Origin of the sequence: Streptomyces sp. NBC_00322 (assembly GCF_036147535.1) — a bacterium.
Taxonomy (GTDB): Bacteria; Actinomycetota; Actinomycetes; order Streptomycetales; family Streptomycetaceae; genus Streptomyces.
The window spans coordinates 6,391,282-6,415,810 of the sequence record NZ_CP108019.1 but is presented as its reverse complement, the minus strand read 5'-3'; the positions used below and the strand labels follow the sequence as shown (position 1 = coordinate 6,415,810).

General features: G+C 70.4%; 23 protein-coding genes. 13 read left to right on the top strand and 10 right to left on the bottom strand.

The annotated features are described in order from the left end of the window. Positions 1-16 precede the first annotated feature (16 nt). Both OG905_RS29280 and OG905_RS29275 read right to left on the bottom strand, forming a co-directional pair. Positions 17-694 carry a response regulator transcription factor gene (locus tag OG905_RS29280; RefSeq protein ID WP_328678570.1) on the bottom strand — a complete coding sequence of 226 codons (678 nt, stop codon included), beginning with the start codon at positions 692-694 and terminating at the stop codon, positions 17-19. Next, entirely contained in the window at positions 691-1,959 is a 1,269-nt protein-coding gene (locus tag OG905_RS29275; RefSeq protein ID WP_328678569.1) for a sensor histidine kinase, read from the bottom strand. Before OG905_RS29275 ends, OG905_RS29280 begins: the two co-directional genes overlap by 4 nt. A 254-nt stretch (positions 1,960-2,213) precedes the next feature. Between OG905_RS29275 and OG905_RS29270 the strand changes: the two genes are divergently transcribed. Beyond that, positions 2,214-4,376 carry an MMPL family transporter gene (locus OG905_RS29270; protein ID WP_328678568.1) on the top strand — a complete coding sequence of 721 codons (2,163 nt, stop codon included), beginning with the start codon at positions 2,214-2,216 and terminating at the stop codon, positions 4,374-4,376. A gap of 83 nt (positions 4,377-4,459) precedes the next feature. Here the strand turns inward: OG905_RS29270 and OG905_RS29265 are convergent, their stop codons facing one another. Continuing rightward, on the bottom strand, positions 4,460-5,821 hold the full coding sequence (locus OG905_RS29265) for a glutamine synthetase family protein (protein WP_328678567.1): 1,362 nt from the start codon (positions 5,819-5,821) through the stop codon (positions 4,460-4,462). 236 nt (positions 5,822-6,057) lie between these two features. Here OG905_RS29265 and OG905_RS29260 point away from each other — a divergent pair, with 236 nt between their 5' ends. From OG905_RS29260 to OG905_RS29250, 3 genes are read left to right on the top strand one after another with little or no spacing between them, the layout of a single operon-like run. Next, on the top strand, positions 6,058-6,438 hold the full coding sequence (locus OG905_RS29260) for a hypothetical protein (protein WP_328678566.1): 381 nt from the start codon (positions 6,058-6,060) through the stop codon (positions 6,436-6,438). A gap of 57 nt (positions 6,439-6,495) precedes the next feature. Then, the gene (locus tag OG905_RS29255) at positions 6,496-7,137 is read left to right on the top strand and encodes a DUF3105 domain-containing protein (RefSeq protein WP_328678565.1); all 642 of its coding nucleotides are present in this window, start codon (positions 6,496-6,498) and stop codon (positions 7,135-7,137) included. A gap of 5 nt (positions 7,138-7,142) precedes the next feature. Next, positions 7,143-7,832: a DUF305 domain-containing protein gene (locus OG905_RS29250; RefSeq protein ID WP_328678564.1), complete on the top strand. Its 690-nt coding sequence runs from the start codon at positions 7,143-7,145 to the stop codon at positions 7,830-7,832. 217 nt (positions 7,833-8,049) lie between these two features. On the opposite strand, the gene OG905_RS29245 is transcribed toward OG905_RS29250, so the two are convergent. Then, positions 8,050-8,478, bottom strand: a complete 429-nt coding sequence (locus OG905_RS29245) for a DUF5990 family protein (RefSeq protein ID WP_328678563.1) — start codon at positions 8,476-8,478, stop codon at positions 8,050-8,052. Between the two features lie 109 nt (positions 8,479-8,587). Between OG905_RS29245 and OG905_RS29240 the strand changes: the two genes are divergently transcribed. Continuing rightward, positions 8,588-9,007 carry a CBS domain-containing protein gene (locus OG905_RS29240; protein WP_328678562.1) on the top strand — a complete coding sequence of 140 codons (420 nt, stop codon included), beginning with the start codon at positions 8,588-8,590 and terminating at the stop codon, positions 9,005-9,007. On the opposite strand, the gene OG905_RS29235 is transcribed toward OG905_RS29240, so the two are convergent. Together OG905_RS29235 and OG905_RS29230 are read right to left on the bottom strand one after the other, a co-directional pair. Beyond that, the gene (locus tag OG905_RS29235) at positions 8,992-9,867 is read right to left on the bottom strand and encodes an alpha/beta fold hydrolase (RefSeq protein WP_328678561.1); all 876 of its coding nucleotides are present in this window, start codon (positions 9,865-9,867) and stop codon (positions 8,992-8,994) included. The genes OG905_RS29240 and OG905_RS29235 overlap by 16 nt on opposite strands. A 195-nt stretch (positions 9,868-10,062) precedes the next feature. Next, complete coding sequence (locus OG905_RS29230) at positions 10,063-10,971, bottom strand: NADP-dependent oxidoreductase (protein WP_328678560.1); 909 nt, start codon at positions 10,969-10,971, stop codon at positions 10,063-10,065. Between the two features lie 145 nt (positions 10,972-11,116). Here OG905_RS29230 and OG905_RS29225 point away from each other — a divergent pair, with 145 nt between their 5' ends. The 4 genes from OG905_RS29225 (at position 11,117) to OG905_RS29210 (ending at position 15,935) form a co-directional block, all read left to right on the top strand. Further along, entirely contained in the window at positions 11,117-11,737 is a 621-nt protein-coding gene (locus OG905_RS29225; RefSeq protein ID WP_328678559.1) for a TetR/AcrR family transcriptional regulator, read from the top strand. A 128-nt stretch (positions 11,738-11,865) separates the two neighbouring features. Next, the gene (locus tag OG905_RS29220; protein WP_328678558.1) at positions 11,866-12,321 is read left to right on the top strand and encodes a hypothetical protein; all 456 of its coding nucleotides are present in this window, start codon (positions 11,866-11,868) and stop codon (positions 12,319-12,321) included. A 105-nt stretch (positions 12,322-12,426) separates the two neighbouring features. Further along, complete coding sequence (locus tag OG905_RS29215; RefSeq protein WP_328678557.1) at positions 12,427-14,037, top strand: multicopper oxidase family protein; 1,611 nt, start codon at positions 12,427-12,429, stop codon at positions 14,035-14,037. Positions 14,038-14,177: 140 nt separating this feature from the next. Then, a complete protein-coding gene (locus OG905_RS29210) occupies positions 14,178-15,935 on the top strand; it encodes an NAD+ synthase (protein WP_328678556.1) in 1,758 nt (585 codons plus the stop codon). Here OG905_RS29210 and OG905_RS29205 read toward each other — a convergent pair. The 4 genes from OG905_RS29205 to OG905_RS29190 all read right to left on the bottom strand — a co-directional run bounded on the left by OG905_RS29205 (position 15,904) and on the right by OG905_RS29190 (position 21,006). Continuing rightward, on the bottom strand, positions 15,904-17,145 hold the full coding sequence (locus tag OG905_RS29205; RefSeq protein ID WP_328678555.1) for an MFS transporter: 1,242 nt from the start codon (positions 17,143-17,145) through the stop codon (positions 15,904-15,906). The genes OG905_RS29210 and OG905_RS29205 overlap by 32 nt on opposite strands. A gap of 270 nt (positions 17,146-17,415) precedes the next feature. Continuing rightward, a complete protein-coding gene (locus OG905_RS29200; RefSeq protein ID WP_328678554.1) occupies positions 17,416-18,438 on the bottom strand; it encodes an endonuclease/exonuclease/phosphatase family protein in 1,023 nt (340 codons plus the stop codon). A gap of 205 nt (positions 18,439-18,643) precedes the next feature. Then, positions 18,644-19,258 (bottom strand): TetR/AcrR family transcriptional regulator, encoded by a 615-nt coding sequence (locus OG905_RS29195; RefSeq protein WP_328682664.1) that lies wholly within the window; start codon positions 19,256-19,258, stop codon positions 18,644-18,646. 146 nt (positions 19,259-19,404) lie between these two features. After that, positions 19,405-21,006, bottom strand: coding sequence for an MFS transporter (locus tag OG905_RS29190; protein ID WP_328678553.1), 1,602 nt, complete (start codon positions 21,004-21,006; stop codon positions 19,405-19,407). A gap of 161 nt (positions 21,007-21,167) precedes the next feature. Here OG905_RS29190 and panB point away from each other — a divergent pair, with 161 nt between their 5' ends. The 4 genes from panB to OG905_RS29170 all read left to right on the top strand — a co-directional run bounded on the left by panB (position 21,168) and on the right by OG905_RS29170 (position 24,523). Then, the gene (gene panB, locus OG905_RS29185; protein WP_328678552.1) at positions 21,168-22,028 is read left to right on the top strand and encodes a 3-methyl-2-oxobutanoate hydroxymethyltransferase; all 861 of its coding nucleotides are present in this window, start codon (positions 21,168-21,170) and stop codon (positions 22,026-22,028) included. Positions 22,029-22,184: 156 nt separating this feature from the next. Further along, entirely contained in the window at positions 22,185-22,559 is a 375-nt protein-coding gene (locus tag OG905_RS29180; RefSeq protein WP_328678551.1) for a cupin domain-containing protein, read from the top strand. 120 nt (positions 22,560-22,679) lie between these two features. Beyond that, positions 22,680-23,672, top strand: a complete 993-nt coding sequence (locus tag OG905_RS29175; protein ID WP_328678550.1) for an ATP-binding cassette domain-containing protein — start codon at positions 22,680-22,682, stop codon at positions 23,670-23,672. Beyond that, positions 23,669-24,523: an ABC transporter permease gene (locus OG905_RS29170; RefSeq protein ID WP_328678549.1), complete on the top strand. Its 855-nt coding sequence runs from the start codon at positions 23,669-23,671 to the stop codon at positions 24,521-24,523. Before OG905_RS29175 ends, OG905_RS29170 begins: the two co-directional genes overlap by 4 nt. The last annotated feature ends 6 nt before the right edge of the window (positions 24,524-24,529 follow it).

The window sequence follows — 24,529 nt, the reverse complement described above, 5'->3', positions numbered from 1 at the left end:
GGACCACGCCCACGCCTCAGTGACCGACGTCGTGGTCGCCCGCTTCCACGAGTCCGCTCTCGTAGGCGAAGATCACGATCTGGGTGCGGTCACGCAGACCGAGTTTGGTGAGGATGCTCGACACGTGCGATTTGACGGTGGCGGGCCCGATGAAGAGCTGGGCGGCGATCTCCGAGTTGCTCGCGCCCCGCGCGGCGGCGACCACGATCTCGAGTTCGCGCTCGGTGAGTCGCTCCAGGCGGCCCGCCACGGTGGTGTTGACGACACGTCGCTCCGCGAACTGGTCGATGAGGCGCCGGGTGATCGAAGGGGCCAGCAGCGCCCCGCCCTCGGCCACGGTGCGCACGGCGGTGGCGAGCTGCTCGGGGGGAATGTCCTTGAGCACGAAGGCGCTGGCACCGGCACGCAGCGCCTTGTAGACGTACTCGTCCGGATCGAACGTGGTCAGGATCAGGACCCGCACGTCCCAGTCCGCCTCCCGCAGAATCCGGGAGGTTGCCTCGATGCCGTCCATGCCCGGCATGCGGATGTCCATGAGGATCACGTCCGGACGATGCCTGCGTGCCGCGTCGACGGCCTCAAGTCCGGTCCCGGCCTCGGCCATGACCTCAATGTCGTCATGGACCCTCAGAATCATGACGAAGCCCCGGCGGACCAGCGCCTGGTCATCCACGACAACGACACGGATGCTCACGCGGGCTCTCCTGAAGTGGGCAGATGGGCGGCCAGCCGGAATCCGCCGCCGGGACGCGGCCCCGCATCGAGGCTGCCGCCGAGGAGGAGTGCTCTCTCCCGCATGCCGACGATCCCATGGCCGGGCACACCGCCGTGGGCGCCGGCCGACACGGACGGGACGGCGGCTCCACGACCGTCGTCGAGCACCTCGATGGTGAGGCCGCCACTCTCGCAGCTCAGGCGCACCTCGGTCTGGGTCCGCGGTCCGCTGTGCTTGAGCACGTTGGTCAGTGCCTCCTGGACGATGCGGTACGCCGACAGCTCCACGCGGGCCGGGAGAGCAGCCTCGACACCGCCGGTGACCGAGATGTCCAGACCCGCCTCGCGGACCTGCTCGACGAGCTGGTGAAGGTCGGCCAGCCGGGGCTGGGGACCCAGCCGGTCGCGGTCGGCGTCCGGCCGCAGTACTCCCAGCAGGTGGCGCAGTTCGTCCAGCGCCTGGCGCCCGGCTTGTTCCACCGCCGCCATAGCTGCCAGGGCCTCCTGGGGATCGTCGGCGGCCACCATCCGGGCCGCACCCGCCTGCACCGTCATCATGCTCACCCGGTGGGCGACCACGTCGTGCAGTTCGCGGGCGATGTGGGTGCGCTCCTCGGCGACGATCCGGCGCGTCTCGGCGGCCTGCTCCTGGCGGAGTCGGGCGGCGCGCTGCGCACGCAGCCGCAGACGGCGACCGATGTACCAGGCCCCGAACATGACCACGGCGCCGAAGCCGATGTCCCCCCAGGGGACGGAATTCAGCAGGCCGTCGATCACGACCGCGGCGACGGCGGCAGCGATGGCCGCGGCGGTGCAGAGTCGGCTCCGCCGGGTGTCCGCGGCGTATCGCCCGACGCTGTACAGCGCCACGATCACGATCCCGCCCGAGGTGGAGTAGCTGCTCCCCAGCGTCGGCCCCCAGGCGACGAGCGCCACGGACACGACCGCGACAGGTTCGCGGCCCCGCCAGTAGAGCGCCGCGCCGGCCACGGCGTACAGCAGCAGGACCGGGACGGGCACGTCGGTGATCGGACGGATGCGGAGCGCATCGCCGGGAGCTTCCTCCACGAACACCGCGGCCAGGAGCATGGCGGCAGCGAGGACGGCGTCCGCGGTCCGCGGCCACCGGGCGAAGGGCCCGCGGAACCTGCCCGGCACGCCGCGGACCAGCGTCTCTGAGGGCAGCGCCGTGCGGTTCATCATCGCTCCGTCAAAAGGCTTTTCCGGCTCGCTGGCGTTGGCCATCAGGGTGCACCGGGCACGCCATCGTAGGTCCAGGTCGCAGGCGCAGTCACCCACCTGCGGGCGGACACCGGGCTCCCCCGCCAGGGGGTGGTGGTGCCGCGTTCTCCCCGTCCCGCGCGGGAGCCGCGAGCCCGTCCGGTGGCGGGGGACAGCCCCGGCGCCGGAACCCACGATGGAACCGCTCACAACTCCTGCCTCCAGCGCGCCACCGGCCGGCGGCGGACGGCGGCCATCTCACAGGAGCCCACACAGCCATGAACCGATTCACCCGTCGCATCGGCAGCGCGAGCGCCCGCCGACCATGGGTCACCATCGCCACCTGGGCGGTTGCCCTCCTCCTCGTGCTGCCCCTGGCCGGAACCGTCGGCGGCTCGTTCGTCGACGACCTGGTCGCTCCCGGCAGCCAGAGCGAGGAGGCTATGAAGCTGCTCGAAGAGCGCTTCCCTGAAGCGTCCGGTGGCAGTGCCATGGCGGTCTTCGCCGCGCCGGAAGGGGAGCGGCTGGAGCGCCACCGGCCTGCCGTCGACGCCGCCGTCGCCCGGATCGCCGGCGTGGAGCACGTCGCCACCACGGCCGGCCCCTTCACCGCCGGCACGCTCTCGCCCGACGGACGTATCGGCTTCGCCCGGATCACGTTCGACGTGTCCGCGATGGACGTGGACCCCGAGGAGATCGAGGCCCTGACCGACGCGATCGAGCCCGCACGCGGGGACGGCGTCGTCGTCGAGCTGGGCGGTGACGCAGTCTTCATCAACGCCGAGACGGAGACCTCGGGTGCGGAGGCGGCGGGCCTGCTGACCGGACTCGTCATCCTGGTGGTGGCGTTCGGCACGATCCTGGCCGCACTGGTGCCGATCGTGCTCGCCCTGGTGGCCGTCGCCGCGGGCCTGGGCAGCGTCATGCTGCTGGCCAACGCGATGGACGTCTCCACCGCCGCCCCCACGATCGGCGCGATGATCGGCCTGGGCATAGGCATCGACTACGCCCTGTTCATCGTGGCCCGTCACCGCGAGAACCGCGCAGCCGGCCAGGACAACACCACCGCACTGTCGAACGCCATGGGGTCCTCGGGCGCGGCCGTCCTGTTCGCCGGCGGCACCGTCATCGTGGCGATGGCCGCTCTCGGACTGACCGGCCTGGGCTTCCTGACGTCGATCGGCCTGAGTACCGCCCTGGTCGTTCTCTTCGCCGTGGCGACCGCCCTGACGTTGCTGCCTGCCCTGCTGTCGCTCCTGGGTGACCGAGTCCACAAACGGAGCCGCCTGGGCCGGGGGCGTCCTGTGAAGAAACCCGAGGACACGGCATGGTGGCGCTTCGCCCACCGTGTGTCCGGGCGGCCGTGGCGCTACCTGCTCGCCGCATCCGCGGTCCTGCTGGCGCTGGCCGCCCCCGCGCTGCGCATGGAGACCGGCTTCCCCGACGCCGGCGACGACTCCACGAGCACCACCCACCGCCGCGCCTACGACCTGCTGGCCGAGGGCTTCGGCCCGGGCTTCAACGCCCCCCTGCTGATCGTCGCCGACCTGACCCGCCCCGGCGCCGAGGCCGAGGACGTCCCCGCACTGTCCCGCCGCATCGCCGCCGACCCCGGCATCGCCACGGTCGGCGAGCCACAGACCTCCGCCGCCGGGGACACCGTCGTGCTGCCCGTGCTCCCCACCACCGCCCCTGCCGACGCCGAGACCTCCCGGACCCTTGAGCGCGTCCGTGACCTCGTCCCCGACAATGTCGCCGTATCCGGCCTGACCGCCATGACCGACGACCTCACCGAGCAACTCGCCGACACCCTGCCGGTCTTCATCGCCGCGATCCTGGCAGCGTCGTTCCTGCTGCTGATGGTGGTGTTCCGCTCCGTCGCACTGCCGCTGAAGGCCGCCGTGGTCAACCTGTTGTCCATCGGCGGGGCATACGGCGTGGTGGTCGCCGTCTTCCAATGGGGCTGGCTCGGGGCCCTGTTCAACCTGCAGGACACCTTCCTGATCGCCTCGCCCATGCCGACGATCTTCTTCGCGGTCCTGTTCGGTCTGTCCATGGACTACGAGGTGTTCCTGCTCTCGCGCGTCCGTGAGGAGTACGCCGCCACGGGCGACACCACCGAGTCGGTGGCACGCGGCATGGCGGCCACGGGCCGTGTGATCACCTCTGCCGCACTGATCATGGCGGTGGTGTTCCTCAGCTTCGTCGCCAACCCGTCGCCGCTCGTGAAGATGATGGGCCTTGGTCTGGCGACCGCGATCGTGCTCGACGCGACGATCGTCCGCATGGTGCTCGTGCCCGCGGCCATGGCGCTGATGGGGCGCGCGACCTGGTGGCTGCCCCGCTGGCTCGACGATCGGCTGCCCCGCATCGGCGTCGAGGACGCCGACCGGCAGCCTCAGCCCGAGCTGGTGCCGGCTCCCGCGCCCGCGAGCCGCTGAAGTCTGCCAAGAGCGGTACTGCTCACCCGCAGAGAGGGCTGACGGTCACAGGCCGTCGGCCCTCTCTGCCGCTCACGCTCCGCTTACAGCACCGGGAGGTTCTTGCGCAGCTCGAAGGCCGTGACCTCGCTGCGGTACTCCTCCCACTCCTGCTTCTTGTTGCGCAGGAAGAAGTCGAAGACATGCTCGCCCAGCGTCTCGGCGACCAGCTCGCTCCGCTCCATCAGCGCGATCGCCTCGCCCAGGTTCTGCGGCAGCGGCTCGATCCCCATCGCCCTGCGCTCCGCGTCCGACAGAGCCCACACGTCGTCGTCCGCCCCGGCCGGGAGTTCGTAGCCCTCCTCGATGCCCTTGAGGCCCGCGGCGAGCAGCACCGCGTACGTCAGATACGGGTTCGCGCCGGAGTCGATGGAGCGGACCTCCACGCGGGCCGAGCCCGTCTTGCCCGGCTTGTACATCGGGACGCGGATCAGCGCCGAGCGGTTGTTGTGGCCCCAGCAGATGTACGAGGGAGCCTCGCCGCCCGCGCCCGCGCTGCGGGCCGAGCCGCCCCAGATGCGCTTGTAGGAGTTGACCCACTGGTTCGTGACTGCCGAGATCTCCGCCGCGTGCTTGAGCAGGCCCGCGATGAAGGAGCGGCCGACCTTGGAGAGCTGGTATTCGGAGCCGGACTCGTAGAAGGCGTTCCGGTCTCCCTCGAAGAGGGAGAGGTGGGTGTGCATCCCGGAGCCGGGGAACTCACTGAACGGCTTCGGCATAAAGGTCGCCTGGACGCCCTGCTCCAGCGCGACCTGCTTCATGACCAGGCGGAAGGTCATGATGTTGTCGGCCGTGGAGAGCGCGTCCGCGTACCGCAGGTCGATCTCCTGCTGGCCCGGCGCGCCCTCGTGGTGGCTGAACTCCACCGAGATGCCCATGGATTCGAGCATGGTGATCGCCTGACGGCGGAAGTCCATGCCGACGTTCTGCGGGGTGTGGTCGAAATAGCCGGAGTTGTCGGCAGGGGTGGGCCGGGTGCCGTCCAGCGGCTTGCTCTTCAGCAGGAAGAACTCGATCTCCGGGTGGGTGTAGAAGGTGAAGCCCAGGTCGGAGGTCTTGGCGAGGATGCGCTTCAGCACATACCGCGGGTCCGCGAAGGACGGCGAGCCGTCCGGCATCAGGATGTCGCAGAACATCCGCGCCGTGCCCGGGGCCTCGGCCCGCCACGGCAGAATCTGGAAGGTGCTGGGATCCGGCTTGGCGATCATGTCGGACTCGTAGACCCGCGCGAAGCCCTCGATCGCGGAGCCGTCGAAGCCGATGCCCTCGTCGAAGGCCTGCTCCAGCTCGGCGGGGGCCACCGCGACCGACTTCAGAAAGCCGAGCACATCGGTGAACCACAGGCGCACGAAGCGGATGTCGCGCTCCTCGAGGGTACGGAGCACAAACTCCTGCTGCTTATCCATTTCCACCCATCCTTGCTGGTCAAGCCGCCTGCTCCGCACGAGCATGCCATCCGTGGGTTTCAGGCGCGTTGCGCGCCTCGCCCACGGCCATCTGTACCGGCTGAGCCCATTGTGGGTCAGAGCCCGCGGCGAGACGACCCTGAGGCCCCTCCCAACCCGTCCGGTACTGCGGGCGATGGCTGTTTGGCGGCCCCGTATGAGGTGCCGGAGGCTCCCGCACACTACGATCTGCGCCCATGGGGGGTCCGCGGCTCAGCCACATCGCGCGCACCGCGCGTCCCACGGCACTGCTCAGTGCCGTGGCGACGCTCCTCGGCGCGCTCTTCATCTGCCTGAGCCCGCCCGCCGAGCATCACGCCGCCGCCTCCGCGTCCGGCTCCACGTCCGCGTCCGGGGATGCGTCGGCCGAGTACACCTGTCCGTACGACAGGGGCGCCTGCGGCCTGATGCCGCTCGTCAAACCGGCCGTACTCACCGCGCCCCCGCTGGACACGCCGGCCGAGGCCGGGGCTCAGCCCCCGCACCTCGGCGCACCGCCCGCCGGGGCCTCGCTGCCCCGCTCGGGAGCGCAGCCGCGGGCTCCCAGCCTCCACGTCCTTCAAGTGCTGCGGACCTGAGCGGTCCCGCCTCCCCCACAGCCCCTTGATCACTTCATTGACGAAGGACGACACACCATGGCTACCCGCACCAACGACCGCAAGGCCCGAATAGAGCAGATGCGCCGCGCCGAGCAGGCCCGCGAGCGCCGCAGCCGCATCATCACGATCGCCGTCAGCGGTGTCGTCGTGGCCGGTCTCGTCGGCTTCGGCGTCTACGCGCTCAACAAGGAGTCGGACAAGAAGGACCAGGAGATCGCCGACGCCAAGGCTCCTGTCACCGGCGAGAAGAGCTGGGACGCGAAGAAGCTCGGCCGCACACACGTCACCAAGACGGTCACCTACCCGATGAAGCCGCCGGTCGGCGGCGACCACAACCAGGTGTGGATGAACTGCAACGGCGACGTCTACAAGGAGCCGATCCCCGACATGAACGCCGTGCATTCCCTGGAGCACGGCGCGGTCTGGGTCACGTACACCGACAAGGCTTCGGCGGGCGATGTGAGCAAGCTGAGCGAGAAGGTCAAGAAGACCCCGTACACGCTGATGAGCCCGTTCAAGAGCCAGGCCGGGACGATCATGCTGAGCGCGTGGGGCAAGCAGCTGACGGTCGACAGCGCGAGCGACCCGCGGGTGAGCCAGTTCTTCACCAAGTACGTGCAGGGCCCGCAGACTCCCGAGCCGGGCGCCGCGTGCACCAACGGACTGGGCGGCAAGTGATCGGCATGACGCGTACGCACTGGGGCGCGATCACGGCGGTCGTGCTCGCGCTGCTCTTCGCCGGGGCCGCGACGGTGGCCTCGGCGGGGGGCAGCGACGACACCAAGTCGCGTACGCCGTCCGCGGATTCGGCCGATGCGGGCTTCGCGCGGGACATGTCGGTCCATCACCAGCAGGCGGTGGAGATGTCCTTCATCGTCCGGGACCGTACGCAGGACGACGAGGTGCGCCGGCTCGCGTACGACATCGCCAACACCCAGGCCAACCAGCGGGGCATGATGCTGGGCTGGCTGGATCTGTGGGGGCTGCCGAAGCTGGCGGCGGACAGCGAGCCGATGGCCTGGATGGGCAAGGAGGGCGCGCACGGCGGGTCCGGACACGCCGGGCATGGCGGGCACGGCGGGCACGGCGGGTCGTCTCAGGCCGGGGACGGTGCGCTGATGCCGGGCATGGCGACCAGGGCGGACCTGGACCGGCTGGGCAAGGCCAGTGGCAAGCAGGCCGAGATCGAGTACCTCCAGCTGATGATCATCCACCACAACGGCGGGATCTCGATGGCGGAGGGCTGCGCGAAGCTCTGCACGGTCGGCCCTGAGAAGGCGCTGGCGGAGGGCATGGTGGCGGCGCAGCGCTCGGAGGTCGAGCTGATGGTGGACCTGCTGCACAAGCGGGGCGCGGAGGTTCGTACGTCGTAGGCCGCTGCCTTGACCGGGCTCTGCCCCGGACCCCGCGCCTCAATCGCCGGAGGGGCTGAATGTTCAGCCCGTCCGGCGTTTGAGGACATGCGGCCGAAGGTCGCATGTGGGGGTCTGGGGGCTTGCCCCCAGTTCGGGATGGGGGTACCTCCCACGGCCGCCAGGCCGTAGGGGGAGGGCGGGTCGGGGAACAAGCCCGCCGCAGGCGCCACCCCGCCTAGCTTCCGGCCCGCCACACGATCCGCGGCGGGCGGACCGCCGCGCACAACGGCATGCCCGCACCGTCCGTCAACCCCAGCCCCGCCTCGGCCGCGCCGCCCGAGACCGCCTCCTCCGGCACGTCCGCGAGAAAGAGCTTCGCCCGCCGGAACATCGCGAACGATCCGCCCGGCGGCAGCTCGCCCCACGTCAGGTAGACGAAGCGCTCACCGCGCCGCCCCTGGACGTACGGCCCGCGGAAGTCGGCCGTGCCGTCGGGCGCCGTGACGGTCTCGACGGGGATCTCGAAGACCGCCTCGGCCGCGTCGGCCGGCACCAGCTGGTCGGGCTCGCTGCCGCGCTGCGTACCGACGTGGACGTGGCGGTACTCGCCGCACGAGCTGCCGGGCAGTTCGCGGCCCGTGATCCGCAGGGTCAGCCGTGCCATGTCCGAGGGCTCCTTCCGCCCGCTCCACCTGCTGCGGTCGCGTACTCCGAACGGCCCAATGACAATGGGTTCGCTCGGGCCGTCAAGGCATGCCAGGAGGTACGAAGCCATGACCACAGCCAGAGACATCATGCACCCCGGAGCCCAGTGGATCCCCGCGCACGAGACCCTCGACCGGGCCGCGCAGTTGATGCGGCAGCTCAATGTGGGTGCGCTGCCGATAGCCGACTCCGACGAACGGCTCTGCGGCATCCTCACCGACCGTGACATCGTCGTCGGCTGTGTGGCCATGGGCCACGACCCCTCGCAGGTCACCGCGGGCGACATGGCCAAGGGCACCCCGCGCTGGATCGACGCGGGCTCCGACGTGGACGAGGTGCTGCAGGAGATGCAGGGCCACCAGATCCGCCGGCTGCCGGTGATCGAGAACAAGCGGCTCGTGGGGATGATCAGCGAGGCGGATCTGGCCCAGCATCTGTCGGACGAGCAGATCCACGCCTTTGTGGAGCGGGTCTACGCGAACGGCTGAGGCCATGTCGTGCGTACGGCCCGTCCGCCGCTCGCCACGGCCGGTCCGTCGAGGACCGCCCTGGCCACCGCGTCCGGGCGGTCCAGCATCACCAGATGCCCCGCCGGTGCGACCGTCTCGAAGCGGGCGCCGAGCAGCTGGGCGAGGGCGTGCTGGCGCTCCAGCCAGCGCTCGCCCGCGGCGTTCGCGGCGAGCACGGTGACCGGGACGTCGGGCAGGGCGTACCGCTCGCGCAGGCCGAGGAGTTCGGCGGCGACCGCGCGGTAGTGGGTGTTTTCCAGGAGGCCGCCCTGCAGGACACGTGAGGTGGCGTAGCAGCGGCGTACGAGCGCGGCCGGGGCCGGGTCGCCGCCGCCGGTGCGGGAGAGGCGGACCACGGCGCGGCGGGTGAGCGGGCCGAGGGCGGCGGGGACTCCGGCGGCGGACAGTGCCGTGCCGAGTGCCCGGGCCGCGGCGGTGCGCACCGCGGGCGCGGCGGGCACGCGCGCGTGCTCCTCGACGGACGAGTCGAGGAGCACGACGGAGGCGGTGTGGGCGGGGTGCAGCCGGGCGAAGGCCTCGGCGTGGAACCCGGCGATCGAGTGCCCGACGACGGTGGCGGGCCCGTCCAGACCGAGTGCGTCCAGTACGCCCGCGATGCGGTGAGCTTCTCCCGCCGCGGACGGCGGCACGGTGGCGGGGCCGCTCAGTCCGTGCCCGGGCCGGTCGAAGCGGACGACGGTGCGGTGCGGGGCGAGCAGCGGGACGACGAGGTCCCAGTCGAACCAGCTCATCGCGAGCCCGGCGCTCAGGACGCAGACCGGTCCGCTGCCCTCGACGACCACATGGTGCGGCACGTCTCCCACTCGTACGAACGTCAACGTCGCTCCTCCTCTCGCGCCAGGGACGGCGCGAGCACCCGGGGCAAGCCTGCCACGAACAGGAGGTGCCGGCGCCAACGGCTGCCCTGGCCCACCCGGCGGGGGGCGGGCCAGGGCAGCCGTTGGGCCCTGCCCCTCCGGGTGGGCCGCGGCCGGGCAGCTGTGCCGGGCCCCGGGGTGCGCCGCCCGGCCGGGTCACGGCAGCAGGATGATCTTTCCGTCATTGCGGCGGGCTTCGATGTCGGCGTGGGCCTGGACCGCCTCCGACAGCGGGTAGGTCCGCCAGATCGGCACGGTGAGCTTGCCGGAGGCGGCCAGCTCGGCCAGCTCGGGCAGGGACTCCGGGAAGCGGTCGGCCGGGTCCATGCCGGTGAAGCGCACCCCGTGCTGCGCGAACGACGGGTCGGCGATAGTGATGACACGGGCCGCGTCTCCGACCAGGGTGACGGAGTCGGCGAGCACCCCGGCACCGGAAGCGTCGAAGACGAAGTCCACCCCGCCCGGGGCGGCGGCCTTGACCCGCTCGACCCAGCCGTCGCCGTAGCGGACGGCCGTGGCACCGAGCGCGGTGACGCGCTCCAAGTCGTCCTCGGTGACTGTGCCGACGACAGTGACTCCCTGGGCGGAGGCCAGCTGTACGGCGATCGTGCCGACGCTGCCGCCGGCACCGTGGACGAGCAGCGTCCGGCCCGCCTGGACACCGAGGTGCTTCAGCGCGCGGAACGCGGCCTCGCCGACGGTGACCAGTGCGGCTGTGGTTTCCCACGACAGTGCCTCGGGCTTGGCCACCGGCCGGTCCAGCAGCGCGTACTCGCTGTAGCCGCCGACGGAGGCGACCCCGAAGACCTCGTCCCCCACGGCCACGCTCGCTCCGTCGCCGACGGAGTCGACGACGCCGGCCACGTCCCAGCCCGGGAGCATCGGGAACCGGACGGGAAAGACGCCGTCCATCGCACCGGCACGGATCCGCACGTCGATCGGGTTGACGCCTGCGGCCCGCACCCGGATCCGGACCTGCCCCGGCCCCGGCTGGGGGGTCTCGACCTGCGAGACGGTGAGCACGTCCGGGGCGCCGTAGGCCGAGAAGGTGATCGCTGTAGACATCGGGAACTCCCTGACGATAGAGACAGCACACGACCTGATTCATCCAGTCCGTATGATTGCCATTCCTGTGTATCACACATGGCGTATGATTACGAGAGTGTGGCGCATCACACGTCGCGTATGATTTACGTGGAATGATGAGCACATGCCCGAAGAAACGACGCCTGCCTGGGCGCGCCGCCCGTCGATCAGCAACCCCCGGGTCCAGCGCACCCGCGCCCGCATCCTGACCGTGGCCCGTGAGCTGCTGCCGGAGGTCGGGCCCACCGGGCTGACGTATGCGCTGCTGGCCGAACGGGCCTCCGTAACCCGGCAGACCCTCTACCGCCACTGGCCCACCCGCGCCGCCCTGCTCTTCGACCTGATCCTGGAAGGCCCCGACGTGGGCTACCCCGAGCCCGGCGACGACCTGCGCACGGTCGCCACCGCGTGGCTGACCAGCCTTCGGGCGGGCTTGACCGACCCGGCCACCCGCCCCGCGGTGCTGGCCGTCACCGCCCAGGCCGACTACGACGCCGACAGTGCCCAAGCCCTCGCACGCATCGGGACCGATCGACTCGGGGCCCTCAACAAGCTCCTGGAACCGTCAGGCCGCCAGATCACCGCCGACGAATACACCTTGCTCTTCGGACCGGTCATGTCCCGCCTCTTCTTCGACCGACGGGACGTCACCGACGAGTTCATCGACGCCGTCGTCACCCAATGGCTCACCACCATCGACCGCACACCCCCGCCCGGCCATGACACGGAGAAGACTCCGTCGTGACCACCATGGGCTGACCGCGACCCGACTTCGGCGGCTACGGACGCCGTTTCAAGCCTGCGCCGAATGCGGCTCATCGGGCGTGTGTGGCCCCGCGCCGACGCATACCGGGTGGGGGTAAGCTGCGGACCATGATGATCGGTCGGCCCGCGCGGTTCGGACAGCTGCTGCTGTTCATGGCGCTGCTGCTCGGCATCGCCACGATGCACACGCTCGGCCACCCGGTCGCGGATCACGGCGGGGACACGGCGAGGCACGTGGCCGCACCCTCGCACGAGGTCGACATGACGGGCGCCGTGAACCCCGTCGCCATGGCGAATCCCGGACTCCACCACGCCGCCGACCCGGCCGAGGCCCAACCGCCGTACGCCGGGCCGAAGGTGCCCGGCATGGGCATGGATCCGATGAGCGTCTGCCTCGCCGTGCTGCTGGACACCTTCACGTTCGTCCTGCTCGTCGCCGGACTGCTGCGCACCGACATCCGCGCCCTGCTCGCGGGCTGTCACGCCCGGATACTCCGCGCCCTGCGGCCCAACCCGCCTCCCCGTAAGACGCTCCTCGCCAGGCTGTCCGTGCTGCGGATCTAGAGGTGGGCCCGCTGCCTGGAAACCGCCGCGCCGCGAGCGGTGTACCAGAAGCAGCAGACGCGCCCATCCGCACGCATCACCACACACCACGAGGTGCTCAAAGTCATGCGCACTCACCCCACCGACCTCACCCGCCGCAGCGTCCTGGGAGCGGCAATCGCCGCCGCCGGCACGGGAGTTCTGGCCGCCTGTTCCGGATCGCCGGGCACGGACCATGGATCGATGAACCACGGCGCCGCCGGGGAGGAGAGCCCGAGGGGCTATGTCAGCCCCAACGGCCCCGAGGTCGCAGCCGCCGAGGCGAAGCGGGGCTCCGGCCCCGTACGCGCCGTGAAGCTGACGGCCACGCCCACCCCGCTGGACCTCGGGGGCGGGCTCACGGTCAAGTCCTGGGCGTACGGCGACCGGCTGCCCGGCCAGGAGGTCCGCGTCACGGCGGGCGACACCCTCGCGCTCACCCTCGCCAACCATCTGCCGCAGCCCACCTCACTGCACTGGCACGGCATCGCCCTGCGCAATGACATGGACGGCGTCCCCGGCCTCACCCAGGGCGCCGTCAGGCCGGGCGGCACCTTCGCCTACCGCTTCACGGTCCCGGACCCGGGGACGTACTGGATCCATCCGCACTCGGGCCTCCAGCAGGACCGCGGGCTGTACGCCCCGCTGATCGTGGAGGATCCGAGGGAACCCCTGGCGTACGACAAGGAGTGGGTCGTCGTCCTGGACGACTGGGTCGACGGCGTCGACGGCTCCACGCCCGAGGCGGTGCTGGCCGAACTGAGGCACGGGATGGCCGGACACTCCGGCGCGGACATGCCGATGGACACGCCGATGGACACGCCGTCCCCGACCGCGAGGGCAAAGAGCCCGTCCCGGATGATGATGGGCGCGACCAGCAGACTGCTCGGCGGCGACGCGGGCGATGTCGCGTATCCGTACTACCTGGTCAACGGGCGCACGGCCGAGGCTCCCTCGGTCTTCAGCGCCAAGCCGGGCGACCGGATCCGGCTGCGCATCATCAACGCCGGCGGGGACACCCCGTTCCGGGTGGCGCTCGGCGGCCATGAGCTCACGATCACGCACACCGACGGCTTCCCCGTCCAGCACGCCAAGGCCGACGCCCTGATCCTGGGCATGGGCGAGCGGTACGACGTGCTGGTGACCGCGGGCGACGGCGTCTTCCCGCTCACGGCGGTCGCGGAGGGCAAGGACGCACCGGGCAGGGAGGCGGCCGCGATGGCGCTGCTCCGCACCGGCAGCGGCAGCGCACCCACCGCCTCCGTACGCCCCGAGGAGCTGGCCGGCAGGCTGCTGACCCCCAACCGGCTCAGGGCGGCCGAGTCCGTCGCCCTTTCCGCGCAGGAGCCGGACCGCACGATCCGGCTGCGCCTGACGGGCGACATGACGAGGTACAACTGGGCCTTCAACGGCAAGCCGTACACCTCGGGCCGGCGCCATCCGGTCCGGGCGGGCGAGCGGGTCCGGCTGGTCTTCACCAACAGCACGAGGATGTGGCACCCGATCCACCTCCACGGCCACACCTTCGCCCTGGCGAGGGTCCCGGGCGGCCCCCGCAAGGACACCGCGGGCCTCCTGCCGAACAGAACGGTGGTGGTGGACTTCGACGCCGACAACCCGGGCCTGTGGATGACCCACTGCCACAACGTCTACCACTCGGAGTCGGGGATGATGACGGTGCTCGGTTACCGGAAGTAGCACCCGGGGCGCCCCGCGCAGCGGTACGTGGGGCGCCGCTCGGGTCGGAACGTAGGGGCGCGCGGCTCGGGTCGGTACGTGGGGCGTCCCACATCTCCCCGCCGGGACATCGCGTCAGAAAGACGATTACACTGAGCCGCGTGCCTCAACTACGCCTCGCTCTGAATCAGATCGACTCGACCGTCGGCGATCTCGCCGGCAACGCCGAGGCGATCGTGCACTGGACCCGGCACTCCGCCGAGCAGGGGGCGCATCTCGTCGCCTTCCCCGAGATGGTGCTGACCGGCTATCCCGTCGAGGATCTGGCCCTGCGGTCGTCCTTCGTGGAAGCGTCCCGGGCCGCCCTGCGCGCGCTCGCCGTGCGCCTCGACGAGGAGGGCTTCGGCGAGCTGCCGGTCATCGTCGGCTACCTCGACCGCTCCGAGCGCGCCCAGCCCCGCTACGGGCAGCCCGCGGGCGCACCCCAGAACGCCGGGGCCGTGCTGCACCGCGGCGAGGTGGTGCTGACCTTCGCCAAGCACCATCTGCCCAACTACGGCGTCTTCGACGAGTTCCGCTACTTCGTGCCGGGCGACACCATGCCGGTGATCCGCGTGCACGGGGTCGATGTGGCGCTCGCGATCTGCGAGGACCTCTGGCAGGACGGCGGCCGCGTCCCGGCCACCCGTTCCGCCGGGGCGGGGCTGCTGATCTCGATCAACGCCTCGCCGTACGAGCAGAACAAGGACGACACCCGCCTGGAGCTGGTGCGCAAACGCGCCCAGGAGGCGGGCTGCACCACCGCCTATCTGGCCATGATCGGCGGACAGGACGAGCTGGTCTTCGACGGCGACTCGATCGTCGTCGACGCGGCCGGCGAAGTCGTCGCGCGGGCCCCGCAGTTCGCCGAGGGCAGCGTCGTGCTGGATCTGGACCTGCCCGCGGCATCCGCCGAACCGCCCTCGGGCGTGGTCGACGACGGGCTGCGCATCGAGCGCGTCGTCCTCTCCGAGGAGCCCCTCGATGCGTACGAGGCCGAGCTGACCGGCGGCTACGCCGAGCGGCTCGACGACGACGAGGAGGTGTACTCCGCGCTGGTCGTGGGCCTGCGCGCGTACGCCGCCAAGAACGGCTTCCGTTCGGTGCTGATCGGGCTCTCCGGCGGCATCGACTCCGCGCTGGTCGCGGCGATCGCCTGCGACGCAGTCGGCGCGCAGAACGTGTACGGCATCTCGATGCCGTCGAAGTACTCCTCGGACCACTCCAAGGGCGACGCGGCCGAGCTGGCGCGCCGTACGGGGCTCAACTTCCGCACCGTGCCGATCGAGCCGATGTTCGACGCGTACATGGGCTCGCTCTCCCTGACCGGTCTGGCCGAGGAGAACCTCCAGTCACGGCTGCGCGGCACGATGCTGATGGCGGTCTCCAACCAGGAGGGCCACATCGTGCTCGCGCCGGGCAACAAGTCCGAGCTGGCGGTGGGCTATTCGACGCTCTACGGCGACTCGGTGGGCGCGTACGGACCGATCAAGGACGTCTACAAGACCTCGATCTTCCGGCTCGCGAAATGGCGCAACCGCGCCGCCGAGGAGCGCGGGCAGGTCCCGCCGATCCCCGAGGCCTCGATCACCAAGCCGCCGAGCGCGGAGCTGCGCCCGGGACAGGTCGACACCGACTCACTGCCCGACTACGACGTACTGGACCGGATCCTGGAGCTGTACGTCGACCGGGACCAGGGCAAGGACGCGATCGTGGCAGCCGGTTTCGATGAGGAGCTGGTGGCCAAGACGCTGCGGATGGTGGACACGGCGGAGTACAAGCGGCGCCAGTACCCGCCGGGCACCAAGATCTCGGCGAAGGGCTTCGGCAAGGACCGGCGGCTGCCGATCACGAACCGCTGGCGGGAGACGACGCACTGACCTGCTGGTCCGGGGTATGGGGGCTTCCCGCGGCGATGACGCGGGAGGCCCCCTTCGCCGGTTCCTTCGTCGTACGGTCCATCAGCCCGGCGGCCGCCGCGATCGCCAGGCCGATGACCGTGAGGACCGCGCCGACCAGCGTCGGGGAGGTCCAGCCCCAGCCCGCCGCGATCGCCGCGCCGCCGAGCCAGGCGCCGCCGGCGTTGGCGAGGTTGAAGGCCGAGTGGTTGGAGGCGGAGGCCAGGGTGGGGGCGTCCTTGGCCTTCTGCATGACCAGCATCTGCAGTGGTGTGGTGGTCATGAAGCCGACCGCGCCGAGCACGACGACGGTTGCCAGTGCCGCCCACTGGATGTGCACGGTGAAGCGGAAGGCCACCAGCACCAGCGCGAGGGCGGTGAGCGATCCGTACAGCGTGGGGCGCAGCGCCCGGTCGGTCAGCGGGCCCGCGGCGAGTGCGCCGAGCGTCATCCCGATGCCGAAGAGGGCGAGGACCAGGGTGACCGAGGATTCGCTGAAGCCCATCACCTCGGTGGTCATGGACGCCAGGTACGAGTAGACGGCGAAGACGCCCGCGAAGCCGAAGACCGCGGTGAGCAGGCCGAGCAGCACCTGGCGGCTGCCCAGCGCGCGCAGCTCGCGGCCGACGCTCTGGTGCGCGTCGAGAGGCACGTACGGAACGAGCCGGGCGAGCGCGGCCATCGCGATCAGGCCGATCACCGTGACGACGAGGAACGTGGCCCGCCAGCCGAGATGCTGGCCGAGCAGTGTCGCGGCCGGTACCCCCACGATGTTGGCGACGGTGAGCCCGAGGAACATCGTGGCCACGGCGCGCGCCTGCCGCCCGTCCGCGACGAGCCGCGCGGCGACGACCGCGCCGACCCCGAAGAACGCGCCGTGCGGCAGCCCGGCGAGCACCCGGCCCGCGACCAGCCACCCGAAGCCGGGCGCGAGGGCGGAGGCGAGGTTGCCGACGACGAACAGCGCCATCAGCAGCAGGAGCATCCGCTTGCGGGGGATGCGGGAGCCGAGGGCGGTGAGCAGCGGGGCACCGATGACGACGCCGATCGCGTAGGCGGAGACGAGGTGGCCGGCGGTGGGGACGGAGGTGTGCAGGTCGCCTGCGACATTGGGCAGGAGGCCCATCATCACGAACTCGGTGGTGCCGATACCGAAGGCGGAGACGGCGAGCGCGAGGAGCGCGAGCGGCATGGAGTGCCTTTCCGAAGTTAGTTCTCCTTCGAAACAAATCCTCGCACGCGGATTGCTCCGCCCGGTGAACAGGTGGTTGCCGTCACATAACCGGGGGCTCCGCCCCCTGGACCCCCGTATGCGACCTTCGGCCGCATGTCCTCGAACGCCGGACGGGCTGAAGAATTCAGCCCCGTGGGGGTCCCCCCGGACGAAGTCTGGGGGAGTTTGAGGCGCGGGGGTCCGGGGGCAGCGCCCCCGGTTACGGAAGCGCGCGGGGTGGGGGAAAGCTCAAAGCCTGATGCGCGCCGCGATCGGCAAATGGTCGCTGTCCGTCTGCGGCAGGGTCCAGGAGGACACCGGCTCCACGCCCTTCACCATGATCTGGTCGATCCGCGCCATCGGGAACGACGCCGGCCAGCTGAAGCCGAAGCCGTCGCCCGCCGCCCCCTGCGTGGAGCGCAGCTGGGAGGTGATGGACCTCAACGAGCGGTCGTTCATGGTGCCGTTGAGGTCACCGAGCAGCACGATCTTGCCCGTACGGTCGTGCGCGATCGCCTCGCCCAGCGCGTCCGCGCTGTTGTCGCGCTGGTTCGCGGTGAAGCCGGCGTTGAGCTTGACCCGTACCGACGGCATGTGCGCGACGTACACCGCGACCGCGCCCTCGGGCGTCCGCACCGTGGAGCGCATCGCGCGCGTCCAGCCCAGCCGGATGTCCACGGGCGCCGTGTCGGTCATCGGGTACTTGCTCCACAACCCCACCGTGCCCTGCACGGAGTGGTACTTGTACGTCCCGGCCAGCGCCTGTTCGTACGCGGTGACCTGACCCACCGGCAGTTCCTGCAGCGCGAGCAGGTCCGCGCCCGAGGCGGCGACCTTCTTGGCCGTGCCCTCGGGGTCGGGGTTGCCCGCGTTGACGTTGTGCGTGGCGACGGTCAGATCGCCGGTGCCGCCCGACTTGTCGGCGATCAGGCCGCCGAAGAGATTGAGCCAGACGATCGTCGGCAGCAACAGGGCGATCAACGCGGTGGCCGAACGCCGCACCACCGCGACGACCAGGATCACCGGGATGAACACGGCGAACCATGGCAGAAAGGTCTCGCTCAGGCTGCCCAGGTTGCCGATGCGGTTGGGGACTTGCGCATGCAGGATCATCAACAGGGCGATCAGTACGGCGAGTGCGGCGAGCACGAGGCCGCGCCGCCAGATGCCGGGGTCGCCGCGCCAGCCGTCGAGCAGGCTCCGGAACCGGGCTCCGGTGCGCCCGTTCTGGGGGCTGCCGTTACCGGTCTCCGTCTTGTACGCCTGCGCCATGGAGCTTTCCTCACTGCCTTGCCGTCACACCAACCTCGCCGTCGACACTAGGCGATGACGGGCGTTTCGCCGCCGTCGCCGGACGGCCGTTCTGCCTCGATGACGACAGGACGGCGTACCGGGTTCCTCGTATCGGGCCAGGTGAGGGCGCTGTGACAGAACCCGCACACTTCGGGCAGTGGCCCGAACGGCGGTTCAGGGCGCTTCAGCGTGGCGGGCGTACGCCCTGGAGCACCGCGTCCACGATCCGTTCCGCACCGCCCTCTTCGGGTGTGCCTTCGGGGCGCAGCACGGTGCGGACCAGCATCGGTCCCACGAACAGGTCGCCGAGGAGTTCGATGTCGATGTCGGAGCGGATCTCGCCGCTCTCGATGCCGCGGCGCAGGACGGCTTCCATGAGTTCACGGCGGGGGGCGACTGCGGTGCGGTGGTACAGCTCCCACAATTGGGGATAGTTCTGCATCTGCGCGAAGACGTTGTGCAGGAGCGTGGAGGACCGCTTGGCGAGACCGCGCCGGCGCAGCATCTCGACGAGCGCGACCAGGTCGTCCCGCACGGAGGTGCCGGGCAGGGGCGGAGCGACCGGTTCCATGGACCGTACGACGTCGAGAAGGAGGGCTTCCTTGCCTTCCCAGCGGCGGTAGATGGTGGCCTTGCCGACCCCGGCGGTGCGGGCGATGCGCTCGATGGACAGCTCGGATATGGGGACGCCTTCTTCGAGGAGCCGCACGACGGCTTCGACGATGGACCGCTCGGCCGCCTCGCTGCGGGGCCGCCCTCGCCTTGGGTTCTTTCGCTGCTCCGCCTGCTGCCGCTCCATCTGCTGCTGCTCCCTCAGGGGCACGTTCACTCCCTCCCCCACCTTGTCCGGCCCCCTCCGTGTCCCGCCCTCGCCTGTCCTTCCGATTCTCCCTCCGCCCGAAGCTCGGGTCGGCTCCGGGCGGAGCGTTCACGCACACCGGGCGCTCAGTCGCGCGCCGCCGTCTCCGGGACGCGTTCGGCGTCCGGGCGGTCCGGTCCCGCGCCCGGTCGGCCGGGGAGGAACGCCCCGACCACCACGGCACCGATGACGGCGATGGCCGCCGAGCAGAGTGACGTCAGATGCATGGCGTCGAGGAAGGCCTCGTTCGCCGGGCCGATCAGTTCCTTGCCCGCCGGGCCGAGCCTCTCCGCCGCGGCGAGGGTGGCCTCAATGGACTCGCCCGCGGCATCCCGTGCCCCGGCGGGCAGCGCGCCGAGGTGCTCCTCGATCCCGCTGCGGTAGTGCGTGGCCAGCAGCGAGCCGAGTACGGCCACCCCGAGCGCGCCGCCGATCTGGCGGAAGGTGTTGTTGACAGCGCTGCCCGAGCCGGCCTTCTCCCGCGGCAGCAGCTGCACCACCAGATAGGTCACCGGCGTGGAGACGTGTGCCATGCCCACGCCCTGGGCGAGGAAGGCGATCTCGATGGCCCATACCGGGGTCGAGGTGCCGAACAGCGCGAACGCCCCGAACCCGAGCGCGATCAGCAGCATGCCCGCCGCGCAGGTGACCCGGGTGCCGAACCGGGCCACGGCCAGCCGGGCCCGCGGCGCGAAGACCATCTGCGCCGCGGCCATCGGCAGGATGAGCAGCCCGGCCCGCAGTGCGCTGTAGCCGCGCACGCTCTGCAGATAGAACGCGGAGAAGAAGGTCAGACCCATGAGGGCGAAGAAGACGAGCGCGACCGCGGAGACGGCTGCCGAGAAGGCGGGCTTCTTGAAGTACCCCATGTCGAGGGCGGGATGCCTGCTGCGCTTCTCGTGGAGGACGAAGCAGGCGAGCACGGCGAGCCCCAGGACCACAGGGCCCACCACGGACCGGGCCGTGAAGTCGCCCAGCTCGCCGGCGTGGATGATCCCGTACACCAGCAGCAGCATGCCGACGATCGACAGCACGACGCCGAGGGGGTCGAGCCCGCCGGGGTTCGGGTCCTTGGAGTCCGGCACCAGAAGTGCGACGCAGACCAGGGCGATGATGACGACGGGCACGTTGATCAGGAAGATCGAGCCCCACCAGAAGTGGTCGAGGAGCAGTCCGCCGGTGACCGGGCCGACAGCGATCGCAACGCCGACGCTGCCCGCCCAGATCCCCATGGCCTTGGGCTGCTCGTCGCGCTCGAAGACGTGCACGAGCACGGCGAGCGTGGCGGGCATCACAAAGGCGGCGCCGAAGCCCATCAGCGCCCGGTAGGCGACGAGCTCGGATGGTGAGCCGGACAGCGCGGCGAGTCCCGAGCCGAAGCCGAAGAGGAAGGTGCCGAAGAGCAGGACCTTCTTCCGGCCTACACGGTCGCCCACCAGGCCGGCGGTGAACAGCATCCCGGCGAGGACGAGCGTGTAGGAGTTCATCGCCCATTCGAGCTCGCTCTGGGTGGCACCGAGGCCGTGCGGCGGTGGGCTGGCGATCGTTTTGACCGCCACATTCAGGATGGAGTTGTCCAGCACGACGATGATCAGGCTGAACATCAGGACCGTGAGGATCGCCCACCTGCGACTGTGCACTGCTTCGGGAATCCGCGGCGGGGCGGGTCTGCCGGACAGGGTCGTCATGGGGACAGCGTAGCTCAATTTCGATACGAGACCGTCTCGTATCGAAAGTTAGGAGGGAACGTGACGGATCCCCTTCCGCCCGGGCGGCACGAGGTGCCACCATGGACCTGATCCGGGGACGCCGTCAGGGCGCCTCGAGATGAAGAAGGAGCCGTTTAGCCATGACGCTTCAGGCTGCCCAGAAGCCCACCGACAGCAGCAAGGCGCTGTACGGCGGCAAGGGCACTCGCCGCATCACGGTCCACGACATCGCCACCGCCAAGGAGCGCGGCGAGAAGTGGCCGATGCTCACCGCTTACGACGCGATGACCGCGTCCGTCTTCGACGAGGCCGGCATCCCGGTCATTCTCGTCGGCGACTCCATGGGCAACTGTCACCTCGGTTACGAGACCACCGTGCCGGTCACGATGGACGAGATGACCATGCTCTCCGCCGCGGTCGTCCGGGGCACCAGGCGCGCCCTCGTCGTCGGCGACCTCCCCTTCGGCTCGTACCAGGAAGGCCCCGTCCAGGCGCTGCGCAACGCCACCCGGCTGGTCAAGGACGCGGGCGTCGGCGCGGTCAAGCTGGAGGGCGGCGAGCGCTCGCTGGGCCAGACCGAGCTGCTGGTGCAGGCCGGCATCCCGGTCATGTCGCATCTGGGCCTGACCCCGCAGTCCGTCAACACCATGGGCTACCGGGTACAGGGACGCGGCAACGAGGATGCGCACCGGCTGCTGCGCGACGCCAAGGCGGCACAGGACGCCGGCGCCTTCGCGGTCGTCCTGGAACTCGTACCGGCCGAGCTGGCCGCCGAGGTCACCCGCAGCCTGCACATCCCGACCATCGGCATCGGCGCGGGCCCCGACACGGACGCCCAGGTGCTCGTCTGGACCGACATGGCGGGCCTGACGGGCGGCAAGGTGCCGCGCTTCACCAAGCAGTACGCCAACCTCCGCCAGACGCTCGGCGACGCCGCGAAGGCCTTCGCCGACGACGTGGTCGGCGGCGCGTTCCCGCAGGAGGAGCACACCTTCCACTGAGCCACCTCCGGCACCATCGACAGCCCGCCGACATCCCCCATCGGCGGGCTGTCGTCCGCCGTGGGGCCCGAAGTCCCGGAAGGCCTCCAGGGGCCCCGGCGCGTAGCCTTGAAGGTGGACTCGGGGCTTCCCATCACCCGCCGGAAGGCGGTCGCCATGGCCGGAATCGTGCGAAAGACCTTCGACTCCCCGGAAGAGACCCGTCCCTTCGCGGAGGGAACCGGGAGGCTCGACCTCGTCACCACTGAAGGCGGTCCGCCGGTCGGCCGGGCCGTGTACGAGCCGGGCTGGAAGTGGTCCACGCACATCAAGCCCATCGTCGGCACCGACAGCTGCCAGTCGCACCATGTGGGCTATGTCCTCAGCGGCCGGATGAAGGTCGTCATGAACGACGGCGAGACCGACGAGATACGCCCCGGTGAGTTCATCGACATCCAGCCCGGCCATGACGCCTGGGTGGTCGGCGACGAGCGCGTCGTCGTGCTCGACTGGGCCGGTTTCATCGACTACGCCAAGCCGGCGAGCTCCTGACCTGCGTCGGGGGTCCGGGGGAGGCCCCCGGAAAAGCACAGCGAGGATGTCGGCAGGCTGTAGCCCGCCTGTCGGCAGCCTGTCGGCGGCTTGTCGGTGGCGCCCGTCATCGTTGACGGCATGACGCGAATCGACAAGAACGCCGTCGAGGTACGAGGCCTCGTCAAGCATTACGGCGAAACGAAGGCGCTGGACGGGGTGGACCTCGATGTCCGCGAGGGCACCGTCCTCGGTGTCCTCGGCCCCAACGGCGCCGGCAAGACCACCCTCGTCCGCTGCCTGTCCACCCTCATCACTCCGGACGCCGGCCATGCCGTCGTCGCGGGCTACGACGTCGTGAAGCAGCCGCGGCAGCTGCGCCGCACCATCGGACTCACCGGCCAGTACGCCTCGGTCGACGAGAAGCTGTCCGGCTGGGAGAACCTCTACATGATCGGGCGGCTGCTCGATCTGCCCCGCAAGGACGCCCGCCGCCGCGCCGACGAGATGCTGGAGCGCTTCTCGCTCACCGACTCGGCGAAGCGGCCCGCGATGCAGTACTCCGGCGGTATGCGGCGGCGGCTCGACCTGGCCGCCTCGATGATCGGCAGCCCGTCCGTGCTCTATCTCGACGAGCCCACGACCGGCCTCGACCCGAGGACCCGCAACGAGGTCTGGGACGAGGTGCAGCGGATGGTCGCGGAGGGGGCGACCGTCCTGCTCACCACCCAGTACATGGAAGAGGCCGAGCAGTTGGCGAGCGAGCTCACGGTCATCGACCGCGGGCGGGTCATCGCCAAGGGCCGCGTCGACGAGCTCAAGGCGAAGGTCGGCGGCCGCACCCTGCAGATCCGGCCCAGCGATCCGGCGCAGCTGTCCGCCATGGCCCGTGCGCTCGGCGAGTCCGGTCTCGACGGGATCGCCGGTGCGACGGTCGTCCCCGACGAGGGTCTGCTGTACGTACCGATCCTGAGCGATGCGCAACTGACCGCGGTCGTGGGCCTGTTGGGCACGCACGGTTTCGGCATCGCGCACATCGGAACCCATCTGCCCAGCCTGGACGAGGTGTTCCTGGCCATCACGGGCGAGAAGACGCCCGTGTCCGACGCGATTCCCGAGGAGGTCGCCGCATGAGTACGGCTACTGCCACCACCGCTCAGTCTTCTGCTCCCGCGCCCGCCCCGGTCAAGAAAGCGCCGAGCGGCGAGGGCCGGATCGGCCTGCGGGGCAATCTGCGGCACATCGGCGCGCTGGTGCGCCGCAACGCCCTGCAGATCAAGCAGGACCCGGAGTCGATGTTCGACGCCGTGCTGATGCCGGTCATCTTCATTCTGCTGTTCGTGTACGTCTTCGGCGGCGCGATCTCCGGCAAGGGCAACCAGCAGGAGTACGTCAACTACGTGGTCCCCGGCATGATGGCGATGATGGGCATGAACATCGCCATGGCTGTCGGAACCGGCGTCAACGACGACTTCAAGAAGGGCGTGATGGACCGCTTCCGGTCCATGCCGATCGCCCGCTCCTCGGTCCTCATCGCGAAGATCGTGGTCGAGGTCGGCAGGATGCTGATCGCCACGACCATCCTGCTCTCCATGGGCTTCCTGCTCGGCCTGCAGATCCACACCTCGGTGCTCGAACTCCTCGCCGCGGTCAGCCTCTCCATGGTCTTCGGCGCCTCGCTGATGTGGATCTTCATTCTGCTCGGTCTCACCATGAAGACGGCCCAGGCCGTCCAGGGAGTGGCCATGATGGTGCTGATGCCTCTGCAGTTCGGCTCGTCGATCTTCGCCCCGCCGGCCACGATGCCCGGCTGGCTGCAGACCTTCACCGACTACAACCCGCTGTCCAATCTGGCGGACGCGGCCCGGAACCTGATCAACGGCGGCCCGGTCGCCCACTCCGTGTGGATGACGCTCGGCTGGTCGGCAGCGATCACTCTGGTCACGGCGCCGCTCGCGGTCGCCAGGTTCCGCAAGAAGACCTGATCCTGA

Excerpts from the sequence above, each read along its gene's own strand:
- OG905_RS29275 (WP_328678569.1), bottom strand. The coding sequence starts at position 1,959 with ATGGCCAACGCCAGCGAGCCGGAAAAGCCTTTTGACGGAGCGATGATG.
- OG905_RS29270 (WP_328678568.1), top strand. The coding sequence starts at position 2,214 with ATGAACCGATTCACCCGTCGCATCGGCAGCGCGAGCGCCCGCCGACCA.
- OG905_RS29265 (WP_328678567.1), bottom strand. The coding sequence starts at position 5,821 with ATGGATAAGCAGCAGGAGTTTGTGCTCCGTACCCTCGAGGAGCGCGAC.
- OG905_RS29260 (WP_328678566.1), top strand. The coding sequence starts at position 6,058 with ATGGGGGGTCCGCGGCTCAGCCACATCGCGCGCACCGCGCGTCCCACG.
- OG905_RS29255 (WP_328678565.1), top strand. The coding sequence starts at position 6,496 with ATGGCTACCCGCACCAACGACCGCAAGGCCCGAATAGAGCAGATGCGC.
- OG905_RS29250 (WP_328678564.1), top strand. The coding sequence starts at position 7,143 with ATGACGCGTACGCACTGGGGCGCGATCACGGCGGTCGTGCTCGCGCTG.
- OG905_RS29245 (WP_328678563.1), bottom strand. The coding sequence starts at position 8,478 with ATGGCACGGCTGACCCTGCGGATCACGGGCCGCGAACTGCCCGGCAGC.
- OG905_RS29240 (WP_328678562.1), top strand. The coding sequence starts at position 8,588 with ATGACCACAGCCAGAGACATCATGCACCCCGGAGCCCAGTGGATCCCC.
- OG905_RS29230 (WP_328678560.1), bottom strand. The coding sequence starts at position 10,971 with ATGTCTACAGCGATCACCTTCTCGGCCTACGGCGCCCCGGACGTGCTC.
- OG905_RS29225 (WP_328678559.1), top strand. The coding sequence starts at position 11,117 with ATGCCCGAAGAAACGACGCCTGCCTGGGCGCGCCGCCCGTCGATCAGC.
- OG905_RS29220 (WP_328678558.1), top strand. The coding sequence starts at position 11,866 with ATGATGATCGGTCGGCCCGCGCGGTTCGGACAGCTGCTGCTGTTCATG.
- OG905_RS29215 (WP_328678557.1), top strand. The coding sequence starts at position 12,427 with ATGCGCACTCACCCCACCGACCTCACCCGCCGCAGCGTCCTGGGAGCG.
- OG905_RS29205 (WP_328678555.1), bottom strand. The coding sequence starts at position 17,145 with ATGCCGCTCGCGCTCCTCGCGCTCGCCGTCTCCGCCTTCGGTATCGGC.
- OG905_RS29200 (WP_328678554.1), bottom strand. The coding sequence starts at position 18,438 with ATGGCGCAGGCGTACAAGACGGAGACCGGTAACGGCAGCCCCCAGAAC.
- OG905_RS29195 (WP_328682664.1), bottom strand. The coding sequence starts at position 19,258 with ATGGAGCGGCAGCAGGCGGAGCAGCGAAAGAACCCAAGGCGAGGGCGG.
- OG905_RS29190 (WP_328678553.1), bottom strand. The coding sequence starts at position 21,006 with ATGACGACCCTGTCCGGCAGACCCGCCCCGCCGCGGATTCCCGAAGCA.
- panB (WP_328678552.1), top strand. The coding sequence starts at position 21,168 with ATGACGCTTCAGGCTGCCCAGAAGCCCACCGACAGCAGCAAGGCGCTG.
- OG905_RS29180 (WP_328678551.1), top strand. The coding sequence starts at position 22,185 with ATGGCCGGAATCGTGCGAAAGACCTTCGACTCCCCGGAAGAGACCCGT.
- OG905_RS29175 (WP_328678550.1), top strand. The coding sequence starts at position 22,680 with ATGACGCGAATCGACAAGAACGCCGTCGAGGTACGAGGCCTCGTCAAG.
- OG905_RS29170 (WP_328678549.1), top strand. The coding sequence starts at position 23,669 with ATGAGTACGGCTACTGCCACCACCGCTCAGTCTTCTGCTCCCGCGCCC.